Origin of the sequence: Flavobacterium glycines, from assembly GCF_900100165.1 — a bacterium.
Classification (GTDB): Bacteria; Bacteroidota; Bacteroidia; order Flavobacteriales; family Flavobacteriaceae; genus Flavobacterium; species Flavobacterium glycines.
Genome location: NZ_FNEO01000008.1, coordinates 26,165 through 48,276, shown reverse-complemented (window position 1 = coordinate 48,276; position 22,112 = coordinate 26,165). Strand labels below are relative to the sequence as shown.

At 33.3% G+C, this 22,112-nt stretch carries 22 protein-coding genes and 1 other RNA gene; 8 read left to right on the top strand and 15 right to left on the bottom strand.

Annotated features, from left to right (window positions below):
• Positions 1-116: 116 nt before the first annotated feature.
• Positions 117-1,391 carry a serine hydroxymethyltransferase gene (gene glyA, locus BLR17_RS14560; protein WP_066329080.1) on the bottom strand — a complete coding sequence of 425 codons (1,275 nt, stop codon included), beginning with the start codon at positions 1,389-1,391 and terminating at the stop codon, positions 117-119.
• A gap of 106 nt (positions 1,392-1,497) precedes the next feature.
• Here glyA and fahA point away from each other — a divergent pair, with 106 nt between their 5' ends.
• The 3 genes from fahA (at position 1,498) to BLR17_RS14545 (ending at position 3,968) form a co-directional block, all read left to right on the top strand.
• Positions 1,498-2,781, top strand: a complete 1,284-nt coding sequence (fahA, locus tag BLR17_RS14555; protein ID WP_066329078.1) for a fumarylacetoacetase — start codon at positions 1,498-1,500, stop codon at positions 2,779-2,781.
• Between the two features lie 266 nt (positions 2,782-3,047).
• Positions 3,048-3,587, top strand: coding sequence for a Riean_0653 family protein (locus BLR17_RS14550; RefSeq protein WP_066329077.1), 540 nt, complete (start codon positions 3,048-3,050; stop codon positions 3,585-3,587).
• A 111-nt stretch (positions 3,588-3,698) separates the two neighbouring features.
• On the top strand, positions 3,699-3,968 hold the full coding sequence (locus BLR17_RS14545) for a T9SS type A sorting domain-containing protein (RefSeq protein WP_066329072.1): 270 nt from the start codon (positions 3,699-3,701) through the stop codon (positions 3,966-3,968).
• A 73-nt stretch (positions 3,969-4,041) separates the two neighbouring features.
• Here the strand turns inward: BLR17_RS14545 and fsa are convergent, their stop codons facing one another.
• From fsa to ffs, 4 genes are all read right to left on the bottom strand, one after another.
• Positions 4,042-4,698 carry a fructose-6-phosphate aldolase gene (fsa, locus tag BLR17_RS14540; RefSeq protein WP_066329070.1) on the bottom strand — a complete coding sequence of 219 codons (657 nt, stop codon included), beginning with the start codon at positions 4,696-4,698 and terminating at the stop codon, positions 4,042-4,044.
• A 92-nt stretch (positions 4,699-4,790) separates the two neighbouring features.
• Positions 4,791-4,979, bottom strand: a complete 189-nt coding sequence (locus tag BLR17_RS16450; RefSeq protein WP_139068393.1) for a hypothetical protein — start codon at positions 4,977-4,979, stop codon at positions 4,791-4,793.
• A 3-nt stretch (positions 4,980-4,982) separates the two neighbouring features.
• Complete coding sequence (locus tag BLR17_RS14535) at positions 4,983-5,786, bottom strand: SDR family oxidoreductase (RefSeq protein ID WP_066329069.1); 804 nt, start codon at positions 5,784-5,786, stop codon at positions 4,983-4,985.
• Between the two features lie 222 nt (positions 5,787-6,008).
• Positions 6,009-6,106: signal recognition particle sRNA small type (gene ffs / locus BLR17_RS14530), an RNA gene on the bottom strand.
• Positions 6,107-6,194: 88 nt separating this feature from the next.
• On the opposite strand from ffs, the gene BLR17_RS14525 reads away from it, so the two are divergent.
• Positions 6,195-7,244 carry a glutaminyl-peptide cyclotransferase gene (locus BLR17_RS14525; protein WP_066329178.1) on the top strand — a complete coding sequence of 350 codons (1,050 nt, stop codon included), beginning with the start codon at positions 6,195-6,197 and terminating at the stop codon, positions 7,242-7,244.
• A gap of 78 nt (positions 7,245-7,322) precedes the next feature.
• Here the strand turns inward: BLR17_RS14525 and BLR17_RS14520 are convergent, their stop codons facing one another.
• Positions 7,323-8,198, bottom strand: coding sequence for a hypothetical protein (locus BLR17_RS14520; RefSeq protein ID WP_066329068.1), 876 nt, complete (start codon positions 8,196-8,198; stop codon positions 7,323-7,325).
• A 111-nt stretch (positions 8,199-8,309) separates the two neighbouring features.
• Here BLR17_RS14520 and BLR17_RS14515 point away from each other — a divergent pair, with 111 nt between their 5' ends.
• Positions 8,310-9,353, top strand: coding sequence for a formimidoylglutamase (locus tag BLR17_RS14515; RefSeq protein ID WP_066329067.1), 1,044 nt, complete (start codon positions 8,310-8,312; stop codon positions 9,351-9,353).
• Between the two features lie 130 nt (positions 9,354-9,483).
• Positions 9,484-10,737, top strand: coding sequence for a DEAD/DEAH box helicase (locus tag BLR17_RS14510; RefSeq protein ID WP_066329065.1), 1,254 nt, complete (start codon positions 9,484-9,486; stop codon positions 10,735-10,737).
• Positions 10,738-10,763: 26 nt separating this feature from the next.
• On the opposite strand, the gene BLR17_RS14505 is transcribed toward BLR17_RS14510, so the two are convergent.
• Both BLR17_RS14505 and aroC read right to left on the bottom strand, forming a co-directional pair.
• A complete protein-coding gene (locus tag BLR17_RS14505) occupies positions 10,764-12,026 on the bottom strand; it encodes a dicarboxylate/amino acid:cation symporter (RefSeq protein ID WP_066329064.1) in 1,263 nt (420 codons plus the stop codon).
• Between the two features lie 139 nt (positions 12,027-12,165).
• Positions 12,166-13,227 (bottom strand): chorismate synthase, encoded by a 1,062-nt coding sequence (gene aroC, locus BLR17_RS14500; RefSeq protein WP_066329063.1) that lies wholly within the window; start codon positions 13,225-13,227, stop codon positions 12,166-12,168.
• 186 nt (positions 13,228-13,413) lie between these two features.
• Between aroC and BLR17_RS14495 the strand changes: the two genes are divergently transcribed.
• Both BLR17_RS14495 and BLR17_RS14490 read left to right on the top strand, forming a co-directional pair.
• Positions 13,414-14,238, top strand: a complete 825-nt coding sequence (locus BLR17_RS14495; protein WP_066329062.1) for a UDP-2,3-diacylglucosamine diphosphatase — start codon at positions 13,414-13,416, stop codon at positions 14,236-14,238.
• Between the two features lie 117 nt (positions 14,239-14,355).
• Positions 14,356-14,847: an outer membrane protein gene (locus BLR17_RS14490; RefSeq protein ID WP_066329061.1), complete on the top strand. Its 492-nt coding sequence runs from the start codon at positions 14,356-14,358 to the stop codon at positions 14,845-14,847.
• A gap of 55 nt (positions 14,848-14,902) precedes the next feature.
• Here the strand turns inward: BLR17_RS14490 and BLR17_RS14485 are convergent, their stop codons facing one another.
• From BLR17_RS14485 to BLR17_RS14455, 7 genes are all read right to left on the bottom strand, one after another.
• Positions 14,903-15,331, bottom strand: a complete 429-nt coding sequence (locus BLR17_RS14485) for a protease complex subunit PrcB family protein (protein WP_066329177.1) — start codon at positions 15,329-15,331, stop codon at positions 14,903-14,905.
• A gap of 12 nt (positions 15,332-15,343) precedes the next feature.
• Complete coding sequence (bshA, locus tag BLR17_RS14480) at positions 15,344-16,513, bottom strand: N-acetyl-alpha-D-glucosaminyl L-malate synthase BshA (RefSeq protein ID WP_066329059.1); 1,170 nt, start codon at positions 16,511-16,513, stop codon at positions 15,344-15,346.
• 73 nt (positions 16,514-16,586) lie between these two features.
• Positions 16,587-18,557: a serine hydrolase domain-containing protein gene (locus tag BLR17_RS14475; RefSeq protein WP_066329058.1), complete on the bottom strand. Its 1,971-nt coding sequence runs from the start codon at positions 18,555-18,557 to the stop codon at positions 16,587-16,589.
• Positions 18,558-18,578: 21 nt separating this feature from the next.
• Entirely contained in the window at positions 18,579-19,061 is a 483-nt protein-coding gene (locus BLR17_RS14470) for an ABC transporter ATPase (RefSeq protein ID WP_066329052.1), read from the bottom strand.
• Positions 19,062-19,087: 26 nt separating this feature from the next.
• Positions 19,088-19,861 (bottom strand): phosphatase PAP2 family protein, encoded by a 774-nt coding sequence (locus tag BLR17_RS14465; RefSeq protein WP_066329048.1) that lies wholly within the window; start codon positions 19,859-19,861, stop codon positions 19,088-19,090.
• Between the two features lie 30 nt (positions 19,862-19,891).
• Positions 19,892-20,683 (bottom strand): (Fe-S)-binding protein, encoded by a 792-nt coding sequence (locus tag BLR17_RS14460; protein ID WP_066329046.1) that lies wholly within the window; start codon positions 20,681-20,683, stop codon positions 19,892-19,894.
• Between the two features lie 91 nt (positions 20,684-20,774).
• Positions 20,775-22,106, bottom strand: a complete 1,332-nt coding sequence (locus BLR17_RS14455; RefSeq protein WP_066329044.1) for a 4Fe-4S dicluster domain-containing protein — start codon at positions 22,104-22,106, stop codon at positions 20,775-20,777.
• Positions 22,107-22,112: the final 6 nt, after the last annotated feature.

Sequence of the window (22,112 nt, the reverse complement as noted above, 5' to 3'; positions counted from 1 at the left end):
AAAAGTCAAAAGTTGCAAAGCCTAAAAAATAAAAGTCGAAAATCAAAACTTAAATAGAAATTCAAATTCTATTTTAAGACTTTCGACCTTCGACTTTATGACTTTATGACTATTATTTAGAAAACGAAAATAGCTCTTTCGCTCATCATTTCGTTAACTTCTTCAGCAACTTCTTCAATAACATCTTCGTTAGTATGATTCATCAATACTTTGTCAATCATTGCTACGATAGTTTCCATATCTTCTTCTACTAAACCACGAGTAGTGATTGCAGCAGTTCCTACACGGATACCAGAAGTAACAAAAGGAGATTTGTCATCAAATGGAACCATGTTTTTATTTACAGTGATTTCAGCTTTTACTAAAGCATTTTCAGCATCTTTTCCGGAAATTCCTTTGTTTCTTAAGTCAATTAACATCATGTGGTTATCAGTACCTCCAGAGATGATGTTGTATCCTCTTTTTACAAAAGCATCAGCCATTGCATTAGCATTCTTTTGCAACTGACGAGCGTAAGTAAAGAACTCATCTTGTAAAGCCTCACCAAAAGCAACCGCTTTAGCAGCGATAATGTGCATTAAAGGTCCACCTTGGTTTCCAGGGAAAACAGCTAAGTCTAATAAAGCCGACATCATTCTGATTTCTCCTTTTGGAGTAGTTAATCCCCATGGATTTGGGAAATCTTTACCCATCAAGATCAAACCACCTCTAGGTCCACGTAATGTTTTGTGAGTTGTAGTAGTTACGATATGACAGTGAGGAATTGGATCGCTTAATAAACCTTTAGCAATTAAACCTGCAGGGTGAGAAATATCAGCCATTAAAATTGCACCTACACTATCAGCAATTTGTCTGAAACGGGCAAAATCCATATCACGAGAATAAGCCGAAGCTCCTGCGATGATTAATTTTGGTTGCTCTTTAGTTGCGATTTCCTGGATTTTATCATAATCTAAACGACCTGTTTCTTTATCAACACCATAAAAAACAGGGTTGTAAACACGTCCTGAGAAGTTTACCGGAGAACCGTGAGTCAAGTGACCTCCGTGAGATAAATCAAAACCTAAAATTTTGTCACCTGGTTTCAAACAAGCGTGAAAAACAGATGCATTAGCCTGAGAACCTGAGTGTGGCTGAACGTTAGCATACTCTGCTCCAAACAATTCTTTTGCTCTGTCAATAGCAATTTGCTCAACAATATCAACTACTTCACAACCTCCATAGTATCTTTTACCTGGATATCCTTCTGCATATTTATTTGTTAAAACTGAACCAGCAGCTTCCATTACTTCGTCACTTACAAAGTTCTCAGAAGCAATAAGTTCTAATCCATGAATTTGTCTATCTTGTTCTTCAAGAATAAGTTCAAAAATTTGTTTGTCGCGTTGCATTTTTTAGATTTTAAATAATTTAGCGCAAAAATACAAAAAAACGTTTGTTAAACAGTTAGATTATAATATATTTGATATATAATTTTCAACAAAAAATTAACAAAATATGCCATTATCTGCCAACAATACTAAAAGAAAATCATGGATTGAAGTTCCTAAAAATAGTGATTTCCCAATCCAAAACATTCCTTTTGGTGTTTTCCTGACCAAAGAAAATGTAGTAACGGTGGGAACTCGTATTGGGGATTCGGCTATTGATTTAGGGGCTTTACAGCAATTAGGATATTTTTCCGGTATTGAGCTAACAGACGATATGTTCATACAGGATACCTTAAATGATTTTATTTCTGACGGAAAAAAAACCTGGCGATTGGTTCGCAACCGCATTGCGGATATTTTTGACGAAAACAATCCTAAATTAAGAGATAATCAGGAACATCGAAAAATCATCATCTTTAAAATAGAAGAAGTCGAAATGCAACTACCTGTTTTAATTGGCGATTATACCGATTTTTATTCCAGTAAAATCCACGCTTCCAATGTAGGTAAAATGATTCGCAATGAAGAAAATGCATTGTTGCCTAACTGGCCACAAATGCCTATTGCTTATCACGGCAGAAGTTCCACAATAATTCCTTCTGGAATTCCTGTACATCGTCCTTTAGGACAAACCTTACCGCCTGACGCCACTACTCCTGTTTTCGGGGCTTCACGCTCAGTAGATTTTGAATTAGAAACCGCCTTTATCACTACCGATGCCAATATCATGGGAGAAATGATTCCTATCAGCGAAGCTGAAGATTATATTTTCGGGATGGTTTTATTGAATGACTGGACAGCTCGCGATATCCAAAAATGGGAATACATGCCTTTAGGTCCTTTATTGTCTAAAAATTTTGCTACTTCTATTTCGCCATGGATCGTAACCATGGATGCTTTAGAACCTTTTAGAGTGGCAAGCACCAAACAAAATCCGAGTCCGTTGCCTTATTTGCAACAAAAAGGAAAACATTCTTTTGATATTAATCTGGAAGTAGCCATACAACCGGAAAAAACAGAACCAACAATAGTTTCTAAATCCAATTTCAAATACATGTATTGGACCATGAATCAGCAATTAACACACCATACCTCTAATGGTTGTCGTATAAATTCTGGTGATATGATGGGATCAGGCGCTATTTCAGGACCTACTTCAGACAGCTATGGTTCTATGTTGGAATTAACCTGGGGAGGAGAAAAACCATTAAAATTAAATAATGGCAGCGAACGCAAATACATCAATGACAATGATACCGTTATCATAAAAGGCTTTTGTGAAAATAGCCAGGTACGCATTGGTTTTGGAGAAGTTTCAAGTAAATTGCTTCCACCGTTCGTGAGAAAATAAAAAATCACTCCTCTTAACACAATCCGACATTTTACAAAAAGTATCGGATTTTTTTGTTTTAATAGGATGTGGATGTGATATTCAAGACAACATTAGGGTTTGGTTTAATCAACTAAATTTATTTATAAAATATTGAGATCACTAACATCCTTTATAATATAAATAAATTTCGCTTTTTAAAAATAAAACTATCACTACAAAACTAACACAATCTTAATGATTTAACTGTTGTGGTTTTATATTTTTAACAAATAAAATCCTAACACATGAAAAACCTATTATTTTTAATCTTAACCACGTTCGCATTAACCTCTTGCGACAAAGACGACAAACCTAAAACAGAGTTAGAAAAACTACCACCTGCAACGCAAACTGGAGCAAGAACCTTTGGTTGTTTGCTTGATGGTGTAGCTTTTGTACCAGACAACCGAAACCTTGCTAAACAATGTGTTTATCAATATTTTAATGGATATTATTTTTCATTACAAGGAAATACTTATCCTAAAAATCAGCTAATAGGATTAGGTTTAAGTACACATAATCTCAAAATAGAAGAGGGAAAGACTTATATTTTACAAGATAATATTGACGGAAATGCTTCAGGATTTTATTATTTTGGAGATGATATAACTGGAGTTAATGAATTAAAAAGGACATCTGATATTGAAAAAGGAGAAATGAAAATAACTAAACTTGATTTTACAAAACATATAGTTTCAGGCACATTTTGGTTCGACATTAAAGATGGCAAAGGTATCATCCATCAAATAAGAGAAGGTCGCTTCGATATGCCATTTACAGAGTAACTTTTAAACGAAAGCATAACATATACTTTAAATTATTATAACAAATGTGGAGAATTAATTTCTCGCCCTGGAGATTTTCCTTTAATTCCTTATGAGTGTTATACTAATCTAATGACAACTGAAAGCAATAATACATTTGTAATTTACCCAAATTCCACAAGTACAATTATAAATATTGCTCTTCTTGATGAAACCAAAGCACCTGCAAAAAAAGCATCAATAACTGGGAAATTATACGATTTGAACAATATTGAAAAACGAGCAATTGTTATTAAAGATAACAAAGCTCAAATAGATTCTAGTGGTCTAAATAGAGGGGTTTATGTCCTAAAGATTGATATTGATGGAAAAGTAGAAAGCCATCAAATTATTGTAAAATAAATAATTTTAATAAACTATAAAAAAAAGTCCCACTTGATTAAATGGGACTTTTTTATTGATTAAAAGTAACGAATTACTTGTTTCCTTTTTCGAAATCAGCAATAAATTGAGCCAATCCAATATCAGTTAATGGGTGTTTCAATAAACCAGCAATAGCAGATAAAGGTCCGGTCATCACATCAGCACCAATTTTAGCACAGTTAACAATATGCATTGTATGACGTACAGAAGCAGCTAAAATTTGAGTTTCGTAACCATAGTTATCATAGATTTCTCTAATTTCCTGAATCAAATTCAATCCGTCAGTTGAAACATCATCTAATCTTCCTAAGAATGGAGAAACATAAGTAGCTCCAGCTTTTGCAGCTAATAAAGCCTGTCCTGCAGAGAAAACTAAAGTTACATTTGTTTTTATCCCTTTATCAGAAAAATATTTAGCAGCCTGAACTCCTTCTTTAGTCATAGGCAATTTCACTACGATTTGTTCGTGTAACTCAGCTAACTCCTCACCTTCTCTTACCATTCCTTCAAAATCCAAAGCATTTACTTCAGCACTTACATCACCTTCAACCAGATTACAAATGTCTACATAGTGCTTTAAGATATTATCTTTTCCAGTAATTCCTTCTTTTGCCATCAAAGATGGGTTTGTTGTTACACCATCCAAAACACCTAAAGATTGTGCTTCTTTAATTTGAGCTAAATTAGCCGTGTCAATAAAAAATTTCATAATTTATATATTTAATTGTTTTTAGATTATTTTTTAAAGTGTTTTTTTTACACTTAATTTCTATTATACGTCTGCAAATTTACAATTTAAAATTAGTTATTTAAATTCTTTTTATTCAAATCTTTCAATTCGTCACGTATTTCTTTAAGTAAAAGAATCATTTCTTCCTGATTTTGAACATACTTATTGTTTTTGTTTGATTTTTTCATCTTTATATAGATATAAATCCAAACAGCAATTATTGTAATAACGGGTAGTAATGAAATAATAATATCTTCCATAACTTATAATTTATAATGATTCATTAGCATTTTTTCATAAACTCTATCCGGCAATAAACGCTTCAAAACGATTGAGAATTTCTGTAAAAAAGCACCTACTTTATAATGCATTTTTGGATTTTGATTTTGAATAATAGTATAAACCGCAACAGCCATTTCATTAGGATTACTCCCGCTGTCAACATGTTCATCCATCATTTTCAGCGTATTCCCATAAGGAATTTCATAAGCAGAACCTTGGATTAGTGGTGCATGAAAACGACCTGAAGCGATATTCGTTGCAAAATCCCCCGGAGCAACATTAGTAATTTGAATGCCAAAAGATTTCACTTCCATACTCAATCCTTCGCTAATCAATTCCAAAGCTCCTTTTGATGCTGAATAAACACTTCGGTATGGTAAACCCATATAAGCAGCAATTGAAGTCACATTGATAATTAATCCTGATTTTTGCTGGCGCATTTGCGGTAAAACCGCTTTTATCACTTCGATAGGACCAAAAAAATTAGTTTCAAAATTATTCTTGATTTCGGAAGTTGGAATTTCTTCTAAAGGACCTGTAATCCCTACTCCTGCATTATTAATCACAACATCTAACCTTCCGGTAATTGCTATGACTTTTGCAACAGCAGTCTGGATTGTATCCACATTTCTAACATCTAAAGCAACCAATGGAAAAACAGAATTCAAGACTTTTTCCGGATTTCTACTCGTACCATAAACAACAAATCCTTTTTGATGTAAAAATTCTCCAATAGATTTTCCTATCCCCGAAGAACCTCCGGTAATCAATACTACTTTACTCATTGTTTTTCTAAGTTTATGCGTTATGAGTTGTGTGTTATGGGTTATAAGTTGTGAGCTGTGAGTCTATTTCAATCTGAGTCATTCCCAAAAACATCTAACTGTTAACCTATAACTTTTAACTTCCAAAAAGGTCAAAAATAAAAAAATCCTCCCGAAGGAAGACTACTTTATTTCAATTATGATAAAAGAATCTGATTTGCAACAGCGAATAGATTAAATAAAAAATGGCAAGCGACCTACATCGCACCGCTCAACCGCGTACCCTTGCTATGTTCCCATCCTGGGGGAGTCTGCAGGAGCTGGTCGTGTAGGACTTGCCGGTGCAAATATACAATCTTTTTATATTTTTGCAAGCCCTTTTGCATGCTTAAAATAACATTGTATATTAGGGCTTTTAAAAATCAGAACATGAAAAAACATAACTTACTATCTTTCATTTTATTAGGAACACTGCTTTCTAACTGTGGAGATACAAAAAATAGAGAAAATTCAATATTTAATTTTGATTCTTCCAAAATTTCTGCACAATATCAGCCTCAGGAGACATTAGATTTGACTATTTTGAACCCAAAATCGAAGACTGTTGATAGCATTGTTTACTATATAAACGATACTAAAATTAAAACCGTGAAAGGTCTTGAAAAACTTTCTTTTCCACTAAAAGATCAAAAACTAGGTTATCAAAATCTAAAAGCACTGGTTTATTTTGAAGGTGAAAATGCCGAAACTACCGCAAGAATTGAAGTGGTTTCCAATGTGACACCTAAATTATTAAAATATAAAATTGTAAACACTTACCCTCATGATGTAAATTCTTTTACTGAAGGATTAGAATTTTACAAAGACACCTTGTATGAAAGTACAGGACAAAAAGCCAATTCTTATTTTAGAAAATACGACTATAAAACAGGTAAAATATTTAAACAAATTGATTTAGATTCTAAATATTTTGGCGAAGGAATTACTTTTATCAACGGAAAGTTATTTCAATTAACCTGGCAGGAAAAAACCGGTTTTATTTACAATGCCAACACCTTAAAACTGGAAAAAACATTTGCTTTTACTAAAGAAATTGAAGGCTGGGGAATGACTAATGACGGAAAATACATTTACCAATCAGACGGAACGGAAAAAATCTGGAAAATGGATCCTGCAACTCAAAAAATGGTAGATTACATCAATGTATACTCAGGAAATTCTAAAATTAAGGCTGTAAACGAATTAGAGCTTATTGATGGAAAATTCTATGCTAACATTTGGCAAAAAGATGCTTTAGCCATTGTAAATCCAGATAACGGAGCAGTTGAAGGAATTTTGGATTTATCAGGCCTGAGAAAGTTAATTAAAGCAACTCCTGAGGATGTATTAAACGGAATTGCTTACAATCCTAAGACTAAAACTATTTTTGTTACCGGAAAAAACTGGGATAAAATGTTTGAAATAACCGTTTCTGAATAACGTCCAATTTCAAACTATAAAACATAAAAAAGAGGAGCTAAACTCCTCTTTTTTTATATCTAAAATTCTAAATTATAACTATTTCAAATCGAAACTTGATTTAGAAACTAATTCTCCTTTATCAAAAACATTGATAAAATAAGTTCCTTTTTCAAAATTCTTTCCGGATAAGTTTTCTGAAACCTGAACCGTTTTATTCTCATATTTTACAGTGCTTGTAAAACTATAAGTCAAATCTTTACCATCAAAATTTTCGCTTTTCTTTTGACCTAAAACATTGTTTTTACTATCAATTACCTGTACATAATACGTTTTATCTCCTGATTTAGCGATTTCATTTCCTGCTATTGTAAAACTTATTTTAAGCATATTGGTTCTTTTGGCTTTATCAGTTTCAATTTCTTTTCCGGAGCTTCTTACTTTATACGCCGAACTTTGAATATTTAAAACTGTTAACTTAGAACCTTTTTCAACTACTTTAGCTAATTCGTCATTTTGACCTACTAAAGCTTCATTGTATTTTTTAGACTCGTTCAAAACCACAGTTGTGCTATCGCGTTGCGCTTTAACTACTGTATTTTCTTTTTTCAATCCTTCATTTTCAGCCATTAAAGCTTTCATCTTGTTTTGTAAAAGATTCATTTTGGTTTTAAAAGCCGATAAATCACCTTTAGATTGTTTTACTTCAGCCATCAAACTCACCACTTTATCTCTTTCCTGAATTAATTCATCAGACATAGAAGTATTTTCAGCAATTGCAGTATCATAAGTCGCTTTTAATTCTTCTAAATCTTTCAATACTGATTCTTTTTCACTTACAGTTGTAGTTAAAACAGTTTGAACTTTTTCAGTATCAGAAGACAACTTAAATATATAAACTAAACTTCCTACTAATAAGACTGCTAATACAGCAATAACTGCTTTTAGACTTGTACTACTTTGCTTGTTTTCCATTTTTTGAGGTTTTTTTGTTTTTAATAATATCAAATTTAACAATATAATTTTAACATATAACGTCCTTTAAGAATTTATATTATTTTTGTCTAAAAAAATTTTCTTGCACCAATGGACAAATTTCTACCTTTCACAATTCATGATCTTGCCAAAGTAACGAACCATAGAAGTGGAGAAATAAAATTTGGGGAAAAGATGCTAACGGTTCCTGCGGGCGCTAACCCTATTTCCTTTATAAAAAATACCGATGCTAAATATGTCTTACTCGGAATTCCTGAAGATATAGGTGTAAGAGCTAATTTTGGCAGACCTGGTGCTGCTTCAGCATGGAACGAAGCCATTAAAAGTATTGCTAACATTCAGCATAATCGTTTTTGTAAAGGAAACCAAATCATTGTTTTGGGACAAATTAATGTCTCAGAAGAAATGTCCGAAGTAGAAAATTTAGACTTCCACAATATTGATGACCGCGTAAAACTAAGCCAGCTGGTAAAAAAAATAGACAAAGATGTTTCGCATATTATTTTCAGCATTGTCAAATTAGGAAAAATCCCAATTATTATTGGTGGCGGACACAATAACGCCTACGGGAACATCAAAGGAACAGCCCTTGCTAAAGGAAAACCCATCAACGCCATAAACTTTGATGCGCATTCTGATTTTAGAATTTTAGAAGGTCGTCATAGCGGAAATGGTTTTTCATATGCCTATGAGGAAGGTTTTTTAAAAAAATACTTTGTCTTTGGACTACATGAAAATTACACTTCAAAAAGCGTATTAGACATCATCAAAAAAATTGAAGACCGGGTTCGTTTTAACACCTACGACAGCATCAATATTCGAAAAGAGAAAATCTTCTCTCAGGAAATGTTTACTGCTTTAGAATTTATTAAAAATGATTCTTTTGGAATCGAAATCGACTTGGATGCTATCCCAAACATTGCCAGCAGTGCCATGACTTTAAGCGGTTTTTCGGTAGAAGAATTACGTCAGTTTGTTTCCTTTTTTGCAAAAAACAAAAATGCGAGTTATTTACACATTTGCGAAGGCGCTCCTGATTTAGATGTTGACAAAAACAACCACCTGATTGGAAAATTAATTGGTTATTTAGTCACTGACTTTATAAAATCAAATTCGAGTAAAAATAATATTTAAGACAAAATCAAGTTATAAATAGGTCTTTATTGGAACGCGAATACAACCCGTAAACAAGCATCCGGAATATTAATGCTATCTTTGCAGCACTTATCGCTGTAACACTTACAGGATAATTAATATTAAACTTATGTTATTCGAAGATTTATCACTTTCAAAAAGTATCCAAAAAGCCGTATTTGAAGAAGGCTATACTAACCCAACCCCTATTCAGGAACAAGCTATTCCGCTAATATTAGCAGGAAATGATTTAATAGGTTGTGCACAAACCGGAACAGGAAAAACGGCAGCTTTTGCTATTCCAATCATCCATCAGTTGCATCGCATTGTGGGTTCGTCAAAAAAACCAAAACAAATTCGTGCCTTAGTGGTTACTCCTACAAGAGAATTGGCAGTACAAATCGGTCAAAGTTTTGACACCTATGCTAAATATACTAATCTGACACAGCTCACTATTTTTGGTGGAGTTTCACAAAATCCACAAGTAGACACATTAAAAAGTGGTGTTGATATTTTGATTGCCACTCCGGGACGATTACTGGATTTACACAAACAAGGATTTGTTAACTTAGATCATTTACACGTTTTAGTCCTTGACGAAGCGGATCAAATGCTCGACATGGGATTTGTGAATGATGTCAAGAAAATTGTAAAACTGACTCCTAAAAACAGACAAACTTTATTCTTTTCGGCTACGATGCCAATTGCCATCAGAGAATTAGCCGAAATGTTTTTGACCGATCCTGAAACAGTAACTGTTTCACCTGTATCTTCTACCGCTGAAAATGTTGAACAACGCATTTATTTTGTGGAAAAAGGAGAAAAAAGAAACCTGCTTTACAACTTACTTCAAAATGACAACCTGAGCGATGTTTTAGTTTTTGCAAGAACAAAACATGGAGCAGATAATATTGTAAAAGCTTTACGTAAAAAAAATGTCGCGGCCGAAGCTATTCACGGAGACAAATCGCAAAATGCGAGACAACGCGTTTTAGATGCTTTTAAAAATAAAGAATTAGGAGTACTGGTTGCTACCGATATTGCCGCACGCGGGATTGATATTGACCAATTGCCTTATGTTATCAATTTTGATTTGCCTAATATTCCTGAAACTTACGTTCACCGTATAGGAAGAACAGGACGTGCCGGTAATGGTGGAATTGCCATCTCATTTTGCAGTAAAGACGAGCATGGCTATTGGAAAGACATTCAAAGATTAATCAAGGTAGATGTTAAAACCATCAGTGATCATCCTTATCCTTGGCATTCCGGAAGTCCAAATGCTCAAAAAGAAGAAAAACCTAAAAATTCAAACAGAAGTGGCACTGCACATAAATCAAGAAAGTCAAGTGCTTCTAAACAAAATAAAAAACGCTGGTATTAACCGGCGTTTTTTTATACTCTTTTACATTAATCTTCATTCCCATCTTCCCATTTACCCACCACTGAAGTTGCCAAGGCATTCCCTAAAACATTAGTTGCAGTTCTGAACATATCACAAAAATGATCGATTGGAAGAATCAATGCTATTCCTTCCACAGGAATATCAAACATTCCGCAGGTTGCAGCCACAATAACCAAACTCGCTCTGGGAACACCTGCAATCCCTTTACTGGTAAGCATCAATACTAAAAGCATCGTCATTTGCGTTCCTAAATCCAAATGAATTCCGTAAGCCTGTGCTATAAACAAACTCGCAAAAGTCATATACATCATACTCCCATCAAGATTAAATGAATACCCCAGCGGTAACATAAAAGAAACGATTTTATTTTTTACACCAAATCGTTCCAGTTCTTCTGTCAATTTAGGAAAAACGGCTTCGCTACTGGTTGTCCCAAAAGCAATAATTAAAGGACTGATGATGTGTCCCAATAGTATTTTCATCCTTTTTCGAAGAAAAATAAAACCTATTAACAGCAAAAAAATCCATAATGACAAAATACCTACCAAGAACGAACTGAAATATTTTATATAGGTAATAACCAAATCATTCAGATCCTTTATAGCAAAAACTGCTGCAATGGCACCAAAAACCCCAAGCGGAGCAAATTTCATCACATAGTTGACCATTTTTAAAATGATATGCGATGTTTTATCCAATGCACTAATAACGGGTTTAGCAAAACTGCCTATGGAAGCGGCTGCCAATCCAAAAAAGATAGAAAAAACAACAATTTGCAGAATTTCATTATTAGCCATAGCCTCAAAAATACTTTTGGGAATAATGTGTTCAATGAAATTCTGAGCAGAGAAATTTTGCGTTTTTTCGGTTACGTCTGAGGCAGAAGCCACATCAACATGAGACAAATTGAGTCCAATACCTGGTTTTAAAGCGTTAACCCAAAACATTCCGATCAACAACGAAACAAAAGAAGCACTAAAAAACCATGCTAAAGCTTTACCTCCAATCCTTCCTACGGTTTTTATATCACCCAATTTTGCAATTCCTACCACCAAAGTTGTAAAAACCAAAGGCGAGATAATCATTTGTACCAAACGAATAAAAATGGTAGCTAAAATTTTAATGGTGTCACTAAATTCTTTCGCAAAAACGGCATCACAATTAGTATGAATAACAATTCCTAAAGTTGCTCCCAATAGCATCGCAATAAGAATCTGGAAAGTAAGATTTCCTGATAATGATGTTTTTTGCGTTACGGTTTGCTTCATTTTATTTGGCTTTAACGTTAAAATACGGATAAAAGATACAAAAAAAGGTGAAGTATAATAAAAATTAATACTTCACCTTTTTAGAATTATTATATCGTTAAAAAAACAATAGGTTTATTTCAATACTATAATTTAAACCTTATTTATATGTTTTGTTTATCAAATGAAAATCAGCTAAAACTATTGCTGCCATAGCCTCAACAATAGGCACTGCACGAGGAACCACACAAGGATCATGACGTCCTTTACCGGTCATCTCGGTAATTTCGCCTTTATTATTCAATGAATCTTGTTTTTGCATAATAGTAGCCACAGGTTTAAAAGCCACTTTGAAATAAATATCCATTCCGTTGCTTATTCCTCCCTGAATTCCTCCTGAAAGATTCGTTTTTGTAGTACCATCAGGATTGTATAAATCATTGTGCTGGCTACCTTTCATTTTAGAACCTTCAAATCCGCTTCCAAATTCAAATCCTTTAACGGCATTTATTGAAAGCATTGCTTTTCCTAATTCAGCGTGCAATTTGTCAAAAACAGGTTCTCCAAGTCCTACAGGTACATTTTGAATCACACAAGTTACCACACCACCTACAGTATCTCCTTCTTTACGAATTTGCTTGATGTAATCTTCCATAGTAGCTGCCATCGCTTCGTCAGGACAACGCACCGGATTGCTTTCTATTTTAGAAAAATCCAAATCCTGATAAGGTGTCTCTAAAGCAAGAGGGCCTACAGCCGAAACATAAGCATTGATTTTTATATCAGACAGCATTTGTTTTGCAATAGCTCCCGCTACTACTCTGCTGGCTGTTTCACGAGCCGAGCTTCTTCCGCCTCCGCGATAATCCCTGAACCCGTATTTTTGATCATATACATAATCGGCATGACTAGGTCGGTAATTATCTTTTATATGCGAATAATCGTCTGATTTTTGATTGGTATTTGGAATGATAAAACCAATAGGCGTTCCCGTAGTTTTTCCTTCAAAAATTCCTGACAAAAACTGAACATCATCCGGTTCTTTTCTCTGTGTAACTATAGCCGATTGTCCTGGTTTTCTTCTTGACATTTCCAGTTGAATCGCATCAAAATCCAATGCAATTCCTGATGGGCAACCATCAATGATTCCTCCTAAAGCTTCTCCATGAGACTCTCCAAAAGTAGTTATTCTAAATAGTGTTCCGTAGCTATTTCCTGCCATTATAATTAATTTTGAACAAAAGTACCATTTTAGTTTTAGCTTTAAAAATTAATGATTTAAAGATTTCAATCTTAGCCCTAAAATTGCCCTCTTTGTTTACAAACAACCACTTATTTGTTAACCTTAACTTTAAGATAAATTCACACTTTAAGTGTTAATTTGCATAACAACAAATGAATAAATCAATTGAAAAAAAGAAAAATTGAAGTAGTTGTAATCTCCGATGTTCACCTGGGAACTTACGGAAGTCATGCCAAAGAATTATACAACTATCTATCGTCTATAAAACCTGAAATTTTAGTATTGAACGGTGATATTATTGACATTTGGCAATTCAGAAAATCCTATTTCCCAAAATCTCATTTAAAAGTTATCCAAAAAATAATAAGCTTTGCTTCTAAGGGAACCAAAGTCTATTATATTACCGGAAATCACGATGAGATGCTTCGAAAATTTACCGAAATGAACATGGGAAATCTAATTTTAGCTGATAAAGTAGTCTTAGAATTAGACGATAAAAAAGCCTGGATTTTCCACGGTGATGTTTTTGATGCCTCAGTCAATCATGCCAAATGGATTGCCAAATTAGGCGGTTTAGGTTATGATTATCTAATTCTAACCAATCGTTTCTTTAACTGGTGTTTGAAAAAAATAGGAAGAGAACCTTATTCTTTTTCAAAAAAAATAAAAGCCAGCGTTAAAAAAGCAGTCAAACACATTTCGGACTTTGAAGAAACTGCTACCGAAATAGCCATCGAAAACAAATATGATTATGTATTATGCGGACATATTCACGAACCTAAAATTCTAAAAAAATCAAATAAAAACGGTTCAACTATGTATTTAAATTCGGGAGATTGGGTAGAAAACCTGACCGCTTTAGAATACAATAGAAAAAAATGGAAATTATTTCGTTATCAGGAGTCAGAATATACAGAAACTGAAAGCAGTCAGGAAAAAATTGAACTTACTGGGGAACAACTCATTGCATCAATCATTCTTTCTAAATAAAACTATGTATTGAGTTTCTGGCTTAAAAAAACAGGAAATTCTACAAAATATTATAATTTTATAATAAATTTTACGTTAAATATTAGTTGTAGATTTACAAGAAACAAAACTTTATTTATGAAAAAAATCATTTTATCAGCTTTTATGCTAATGGGATTAGCATTTAGCACACAAGCACAGGAAATTTCAAAAAACGCTTTAGGTTTACGTTTAGGAGACAATGACGGTTTTGGTGGAGAAATCTCTTACCAAAGAGGATTGTCAGACAATAACCGCCTAGAATTGGATTTGGGATGGAGAAACAATAACAGTGTGGACGCCTTCAAATTAACCGGAATCTATCAATGGGTTTGGAATATCGACGGTGGATTTAACTGGTATGCCGGTGTTGGTGGAGGTTTAGGAAGCTGGAGCATTGACAACAACGTCGTTAACGATAGCGGTACTTTCGCTTTTGTAGCAGGCGACCTTGGTATCGAATATAATTTTGACGAAGTGCCTATTCAACTTTCTTTAGACATCAGACCTGAATTATACTTCAACTCTGATGATTTTAGAAATGATAATTTTGGTCCGGATATCGCTTTAGGTATCAGATACCGATTCTAATTCAAAAAAGATACTCACAAAAAAATGCCACTAGAAATAGTGGCATTTTTTATTTTTATTGTACGTTTATCGGTTTTTTGGAGTTTACTTTTAACACCGTATAAGGATAAGTTATATTTTGAGTAAGCATTGCTCCTGGCTCAGGATTAATCTCTTTTACTTTAATTACAATATTAGTATCGGTTTCAATTACACTATCCACTGTTATTGTATAACCTCCGGTGGGTTTTTCACCCATATTGAGTATAACAAAATTAGATTGCTGTAAATCATCAGTACTTATTTTTCTTTTTAACTTGTCATCATTTTGCAACATTTTAATTTCTTTAGGTTCGGTTAGAATTTCATAAAAATTAATATTTCCTCCACCATCATTTTGTTGTAATAAAACTTCACATAAAGGTTTCTTTTCCCCTACTTTAACTGTTGTTTTACAAGAAAACAGCATGAATACAAAAACCAATGACAGAATACTTTTTTTCATTTTATTATTCATTTATTCACTTTCCGGCTTTGTTAGTTGTTTGTTGGATTTCTTGGCATATTTCTTAATGGCTTTTTCGTAGATATCGATATACAATGGCAAAATGAGTTTGATATCAAACTTCTTCGCAACTGATAAAGCATTTTCTTTAAATTGGCACAAAACATCATCTTCTTTCAAAATTTTCAAAGCGTTTTCAGCCATTTCATCAATATTACCCACATTACTTAAATAACCGGAAATGCCATCAAAATTTACTTCAGGCAAACCGCCTGAATTACTCGAAATAACAGGAACTCCCCAAGCCATAGCTTCCAGAGCAGCTAATCCAAAACTTTCGGTTTCTGATGGTAATAAAAACAAATCGGAATTACTTAAAATCTTATCAATTTCATTACTATTTCCAAAGAAAATTACTTTTTCTAAAATTCCTAATTCCTGACATAACAATTCCGCCTTTTCCTTTTCAGGACCATCACCTACCATCAATAATTTAGCTGGAATTTGTTGTTGAATTTTATGGAATATTCGAATAATATCCGGAATTCGTTTTACCTTTCTAAAATTACTGATATGCGTAATAATTCGTTCGTCTTTTTTAGCAATAAGCGAACGCTGACATGGTCCATTAAATTCCCTGTTTTTATCTAATTCAATAAAATTAGGGATAACATGAATATCTCTTTTAATTTTAAATAACTTATAAGTATCATCCTTTAAACTTTGAGATACCGAAGTTACCACATCCGATTTATTGATACTAAAACTAACCGCTGGTTTGTAATGAGGATGATTACCAACTAAGGTTATATCAGTACCATGCAGGGTCGTAATCATAGGAATTTCAATTCCTTCATCTTTAAGCATTTGTTTTGCCATATAACCCGCATAAGCGTGAGGAATAGCATAATGTACATGTAAAACCTCTATTTTATAGAGTTTAACCATGTCAACCAATTTACTTGATAATGCTAATTCGTAGGGTTGATAATGAAACAAAGGATATTCAGGAACATTTACTTCATGATAATGAACATTTGGATTCAATAAAGCCAAACGCACTGGTTGGCTATAAGTAATAAAATGAACTTCATGTCCTAAACGAGCCAATTCTAAACCTAATTCCGTAGCGACAACACCACTTCCTCCAAAGGTTGGATAACAAACAATTGCTATTTTCATCTGTAATTTTTAATACGACTAAATTAATAAAAATAAGGATGTTATTTCTTAAAAGAAGACTAAAACTCGCATGCTAATTATCGCTTTTAACCGAATCATTAATAGCCTCATATATAACTGATTGAATATCTTCTCTAATATTTTCCTTTGATAATTTATTAGCCGATTCATTAGGATAGGTTCTGTTAGAGAGAAAAATATAAACAATTTCCTTGTCAGGATCAGCCCAGGCCATCGTTCCTGTAAAACCTGTGTGACCAAAACTAGTCATCGATGCGCAACCGCAAGTAGGCCCGGAATCTCCTAATTGAGGTTTATCGAATCCTAGACCGCGTCTGTTTCCTTGTGAGCAATAATAGCAGTTATTAAAATCGTTAAATGTTTTTTCAGAAAAGTATTGTTTCCCTCCGTAATTTCCTTTCTGCAAATACAGTTGCATCATTTTAGCCACATCCATACTATTCGAAAATAACCCTGCATGTCCGCCAATACCTCCTTGCATTGCCGCACTCAAATCATGTACATAACCCTGAACAGTCTGATGTCTGAAATAAGTATCAACTTCAGTTGGTACAATATGGTTTTTATCCTTTTTGCCAATGGGATTGTACATCGTATTATTCAACCCCATAGGCTGAAAAAAATTTTCAGCAGCTAAAACATCTAATTTTTTTGAAGTAACATTTTCTAAATAGGCTTTCAAAATCATAAAAGTAAAATCACTGTACTTGTATTCTTTCTTTGGCAATAGTTTACTGTCAACAATAATTTTTAAAATAGTATCCTGATAATCCGTTCTCAAAAACAGGTCATCTGCAATTTTTACAGCAAAATTTTCATTACTTACTTTACTGTAATATTTCTCTAAAGGATTTCCTTTTTTATCTATAGTCTTTTTATAAAATGGATACCAGGCCTGCAAACGTGCATAATGAGATAACAATTCTTTAAAAGTAATGTCTTTTTTATTCGAATTTTTAAAAATGGGCAGCATCGAATCTAAAGGAGTTTGCATATTCAACTTTTTCTCATCATATGCAATCATCACATTGGGTAAGGTTCCTATGATTTTAGATAAGGAAGCTAAATCATAGATATCCGAATTAGAAACTTTTATTTCTTTTTCATAAGTGTGATAACCAAAAGCTTTTTGATAAATTACTTTTCCTTTTCTCGCCACCAAAATTTGCATTCCGGGAGTCATTCTTTCGTTGATTGCTCTTTCGGCAATGCCATCTATTCTAGACAAAATTGATGGATTCATCCCAACATTTTCAGGTGCTGCAAAACCTAAAACATTTAGTTTTTCGGTTGTCAACCCAAAATTTTCTTTTGTGTCAGCTGAAGTCGTTCTGGTTAACTTTCCTTTGGAAACAATGGCTCCAAAAATCAATTCTGCCGAAACAATCTGAGCGATATCAGCGTTTTGATAAGAAACAATTAGCCCTTTGACAGCACTAAAATCCGGGAGAGACAACAAAGTATAAGGAGATGCAAACACATCTAAAATCACTTGATTATTTTGGGCCAAAAAAGTAATTTTATCTGATTCTTCCTTAGAAAACGTCTGGTTTTTCCATAACGCATCTGATTTATGATAACCAATGATTACGGTTGAAAATCCTTTTAATTTTGCCTGTAAACTATTTAAGTCTGCATCACTGAATTCAGTTACTTCAGCATATTTTCTAAGTGTTTCAAGAAAAGAATCATTAGAAGCATCCCCTAATTTTACATAAGCGATTTTCTGATTTTCAAGATTTTTTATTGGTAAAACCGAATTAGAATTTTTTAAAACCTTAATTGCTTTTTCATATAATTCATACTGCAAAGCCGCTGTTTTTACTATATTAAAATCTTCATACAACTGATTTAATTCGTCTGCAGACAAATTTTGTATTTGAAATTCATCAGTTACAACTTTAGTAGTTTGCGGATTCTTAGACATAGTTGCTTCCTGCTTATTCCTTTTTGTTGTACTACAGCCAGCTACAAAAAAAAATAAGACATAAAGAAATAAAATCCTGATGTCTGTATTTTTCATAAGAGAATATTTTTTTTCTTTCTAAAAGAAACGGCTATGCCAGCTATCTATTGCAGGAACTTCCCAGGAATCATTAAATTCCTGTACTGTATTAATCAAATTATTAAAAACTACAGTATTTTCTGTAACTGCTTTATCTTTTACCATTTTTTTGAAATCAATCAATGGTTTATGGGCAATATGTTCTCCCAGTTTGAATGTTACATTCATTTTATCCAATAAATCAACCTGATACTTTTGTTCTAATTTTTGAATAAAAGCAACCGAAGCATCAATTGAACAACCTGTAGCAGCCTGAACTTCCTGATTCACTGCAATGATGATAAAACGATTGTATTTTAATTGATAGGAAGCTTCTAAACTGGTTCCGTGTGCAGACCAGCCATTTAAAAACAACTCTAAATCTTTTTCAATTTCAGAAAACTCAGCATCCGAAAACTTTCTGTTTGATTGATAAATCCAAATTCTGGATTCTTCCGGTAAATTTTCAAATGGTACGTACATATTATTTAATTTTTATTTTATTAATCTTAAAATGAAGAAACAAAACCAAACCCCATTTGTTTGCCATCATAATAAGGAAGAAAAGCTGATTTTCTATTTTTATGTTTTTTAGATGAAAACAATCCATTTACTGTTGGGTACAACCAATAAGCTGCTTTTGCACTAAGAATCCCTATCCCTGCCCCTGCAACAACATCAGTTAACCAGTGACGATTATTATACATTCTGAAACCTCCTGTCCCTGCTGCTACAACATATCCGGCAATACCATACCAAGGAGAAACTTCCTTATATTCCTGATACATTAATTCGGCCCCCATAAAAGCTGTTGCAGTATGTCCTGAGGGAAAGGAATTGAAACTGGAACCATCGGGTCTTTCTACATGAGTAATCTTTTTCAGACCTTCTACCGTTAATCCCATAATTAAATAGGAAGTAGCTAAAATTATCGTTTTATCTCTAATATTATTTTTTCCTTTAACTCCCAGAGCACTTAAACCGTATAAAGAAGCTGCAGGTACATATTGTGAAAAATCATCAATGGTTAACTTATGATCTATATTCTCTTTTACCTCTTCTTTTACTTCTGCGTTAATTGCTTTTAAAAAATCACTATCTAATCCTACTACACCGTAAGTAATTAAAACAGCGGGAATAATTAATTGCTTCTTATTAAAATGCAATTGTTCTTTAGTTTTTACTTCTAAAGTATCTGCTTTTTTTTCTTTAAAATTTTCCTGAGCATGCAAAGCAAAACTCAAAAATAGCAACAAATTAAAAACTACTTTTTTAAAAATCATTTTCAGAATCTTGTGCATTAAATTCAAATCTTATAGATCCTGAGCATTAGCAATCAGTTCGGCAATGTCCATTACCTTTACCTCTGCCTCTTTTTCTTTATGCTTAATACCGTCAGTCATCATCGTATTGCAAAACGGACATCCTGTTGCTATAATATCAGGAGTAGTCTCCAGAGCATCTTCTGTTCTTTCAATGTTTATTTCTTTATTGCCTTTTTCGGCATCCTTAAACATCTGTGCTCCTCCTGCTCCACAACACAATCCATTGGCTTTAGAACGTTTCATTTCAACCAACTCAACGTCTAATTTTTCAATTAAATCACGAGGTGCTTCATATATTTTATTAGCTCTTCCTAAATAACAAGGATCGTGAAAAGTAATTTTTTTACCTTTAAACTGACCTCCTTCGATACTTAATCTTCCGTCATTCAACAACGACTTTAAAAATTCCGTATGATGAACTACTTCGTATTTTCCGCCTAATTCTGGATACTCATTTTTTAAAGTATTAAAACAGTGCGGACAGGCAGTAACAATTTTTTTAGCTTCATAAGCATTGAGCAATTCGATATTCATCATTGCCTGCATTTGAAACAAAAATTCATTTCCTGCTCTTTTTGCCGGATCTCCGGTGCAACTTTCTTCCGTTCCTAAAACAGCAAAGGAAACATTGGCACTATTTAAAATACGTACAAAAGCCTTAGTAATTTTTTTGGCTCTATCGTCAAAACTTCCTGCACAACCTACCCAAAATAAAACTTCTGGTTGTTTTCCTTGGGCCAGCATTTCGGCCATTGTAGGTACTATCAAATTTTCTGACATTATTTTTTTGTTTAATCGTTGAAACGTTAAATCGGTTATTCGGTTAAATGTTAAATCGGTTAAACATATAAACAAACAAACAATTCAACAATTAATTCTCGTTTTTCCAATTCAATCGGTCTTGCTGATTATATGGCCAAGGCGCTCCATTGTTTTCTACATTGGTCATCATTGAATTCAAAGCAGCCGGAGCAGCACTTTGTTCCATTACTAAATAACGGCGCATATCCATTATAATAGACAATGGACTAATGCTTACAGGACATTCCTCCACACAGGCATTACAAGAAGTACAGGCCCAAAGTTCTTCGGGAGTAATGTAATCGTTTAATAATGATTTATTATCAGGAACAAAAACACCTTTATTAGCATCGATATTTCTACCCACTTCTTCCATTCTGTCACGGGTATCCATCATAATTTTACGAGGAGATAATTTTTTACCCGTTGTATTAGCAGGACAAACAGAAGTACATCTTCCACATTCTGTACAGGTATAGGCATTAAGTAATTGTACCCAACTTAAATCCTGAATATCACTGGCTCCAAACTTTGCAGGAGTTTCATCTCCGTCTGCTGGGGCAGCAAATGGATCGGCATTAGGATCCATCATCATTTTTACTTCTTTAGTAACAGCTTCTAAATTGTCAAATTCACCTAATGGATTCAAATTAGCAAAATAGGTATTTGGGAAAGCCAATAGAATATGAAGATGTTTTGAAAAATACAAATAATTCATAAATATCAAAATCCCAACGATGTGTAACCACCAAAATAATTCAGACAACATAGCCACTAAATCATTATTCATTCCATCGAATAAGGGAGCTATAAACTGACTGACAGGAAACGAACCTGCTTTAATAAAATGAGAATAACCTCCCGGAATATCTTGTAAATGCAAATCGGAAGCATTCATAAATAAAAACAGGAACATCAATAAGGTTTCAAAATACAGGATGTAATTAGCATCATTTTTTGGAAATCCATTCAAATCCGAATTTACAAAACGCTTTAGTCTAACTACATTTCTTCTGAACCAAAATACGGTTACAGAAACAATAACCAAAAGCGCTAAAATTTCGAAAGAAGCAATTAATACATTATAAAAAGAACCCAGAAAAGCAAAAATCCTATGCGTTCCAAACAATCCATCAATTATAATTTCCAACAATTCAATATTAATGATAATAAAACCTGCATATACTATAATATGAAGTACTCCCGCAATAGGTCTTCTTACCATTTTTGACTGCCCTAAAGCAATCATAGCCATGTTTTTCCACCGTTGTTTAGAATTGTCTTTTCTATCTACATCAATTCCTAAATTAATATTACGGTATATTTTTTTGATATTCGAAATGAAATAACCAAAACCAATGATGAGAACAATGGCAAATAATATATTGTCTAAATAACTCATAGTATA

Excerpts from the sequence above, each read along its gene's own strand:
- BLR17_RS14545 (WP_066329072.1), top strand. The coding sequence starts at position 3,699 with ATGACAACTGAAAGCAATAATACATTTGTAATTTACCCAAATTCCACA.
- BLR17_RS14475 (WP_066329058.1), bottom strand. The coding sequence starts at position 18,557 with ATGAAAAATACAGACATCAGGATTTTATTTCTTTATGTCTTATTTTTT.
- fahA (WP_066329078.1), top strand. The coding sequence starts at position 1,498 with ATGCCATTATCTGCCAACAATACTAAAAGAAAATCATGGATTGAAGTT.
- BLR17_RS14535 (WP_066329069.1), bottom strand. The coding sequence starts at position 5,786 with ATGAGTAAAGTAGTATTGATTACCGGAGGTTCTTCGGGGATAGGAAAA.
- BLR17_RS14455 (WP_066329044.1), bottom strand. The coding sequence starts at position 22,106 with ATGAGTTATTTAGACAATATATTATTTGCCATTGTTCTCATCATTGGT.
- BLR17_RS14505 (WP_066329064.1), bottom strand. The coding sequence starts at position 12,026 with ATGAAGCAAACCGTAACGCAAAAAACATCATTATCAGGAAATCTTACT.
- glyA (WP_066329080.1), bottom strand. The coding sequence starts at position 1,391 with ATGCAACGCGACAAACAAATTTTTGAACTTATTCTTGAAGAACAAGAT.
- fsa (WP_066329070.1), bottom strand. The coding sequence starts at position 4,698 with ATGAAATTTTTTATTGACACGGCTAATTTAGCTCAAATTAAAGAAGCA.
- BLR17_RS16450 (WP_139068393.1), bottom strand. The coding sequence starts at position 4,979 with ATGGAAGATATTATTATTTCATTACTACCCGTTATTACAATAATTGCT.
- BLR17_RS14520 (WP_066329068.1), bottom strand. The coding sequence starts at position 8,198 with ATGGAAAACAAGCAAAGTAGTACAAGTCTAAAAGCAGTTATTGCTGTA.
- BLR17_RS14550 (WP_066329077.1), top strand. The coding sequence starts at position 3,048 with ATGAAAAACCTATTATTTTTAATCTTAACCACGTTCGCATTAACCTCT.
- bshA (WP_066329059.1), bottom strand. The coding sequence starts at position 16,513 with ATGAAAATAGCAATTGTTTGTTATCCAACCTTTGGAGGAAGTGGTGTT.
- BLR17_RS14525 (WP_066329178.1), top strand. The coding sequence starts at position 6,195 with ATGAAAAAACATAACTTACTATCTTTCATTTTATTAGGAACACTGCTT.
- BLR17_RS14490 (WP_066329061.1), top strand. The coding sequence starts at position 14,356 with ATGAAAAAAATCATTTTATCAGCTTTTATGCTAATGGGATTAGCATTT.
- BLR17_RS14515 (WP_066329067.1), top strand. The coding sequence starts at position 8,310 with ATGGACAAATTTCTACCTTTCACAATTCATGATCTTGCCAAAGTAACG.
- aroC (WP_066329063.1), bottom strand. The coding sequence starts at position 13,227 with ATGGCAGGAAATAGCTACGGAACACTATTTAGAATAACTACTTTTGGA.
- BLR17_RS14510 (WP_066329065.1), top strand. The coding sequence starts at position 9,484 with ATGTTATTCGAAGATTTATCACTTTCAAAAAGTATCCAAAAAGCCGTA.
- BLR17_RS14485 (WP_066329177.1), bottom strand. The coding sequence starts at position 15,331 with ATGAAAAAAAGTATTCTGTCATTGGTTTTTGTATTCATGCTGTTTTCT.
- BLR17_RS14465 (WP_066329048.1), bottom strand. The coding sequence starts at position 19,861 with ATGATTTTTAAAAAAGTAGTTTTTAATTTGTTGCTATTTTTGAGTTTT.
- BLR17_RS14470 (WP_066329052.1), bottom strand. The coding sequence starts at position 19,061 with ATGTACGTACCATTTGAAAATTTACCGGAAGAATCCAGAATTTGGATT.
- BLR17_RS14460 (WP_066329046.1), bottom strand. The coding sequence starts at position 20,683 with ATGTCAGAAAATTTGATAGTACCTACAATGGCCGAAATGCTGGCCCAA.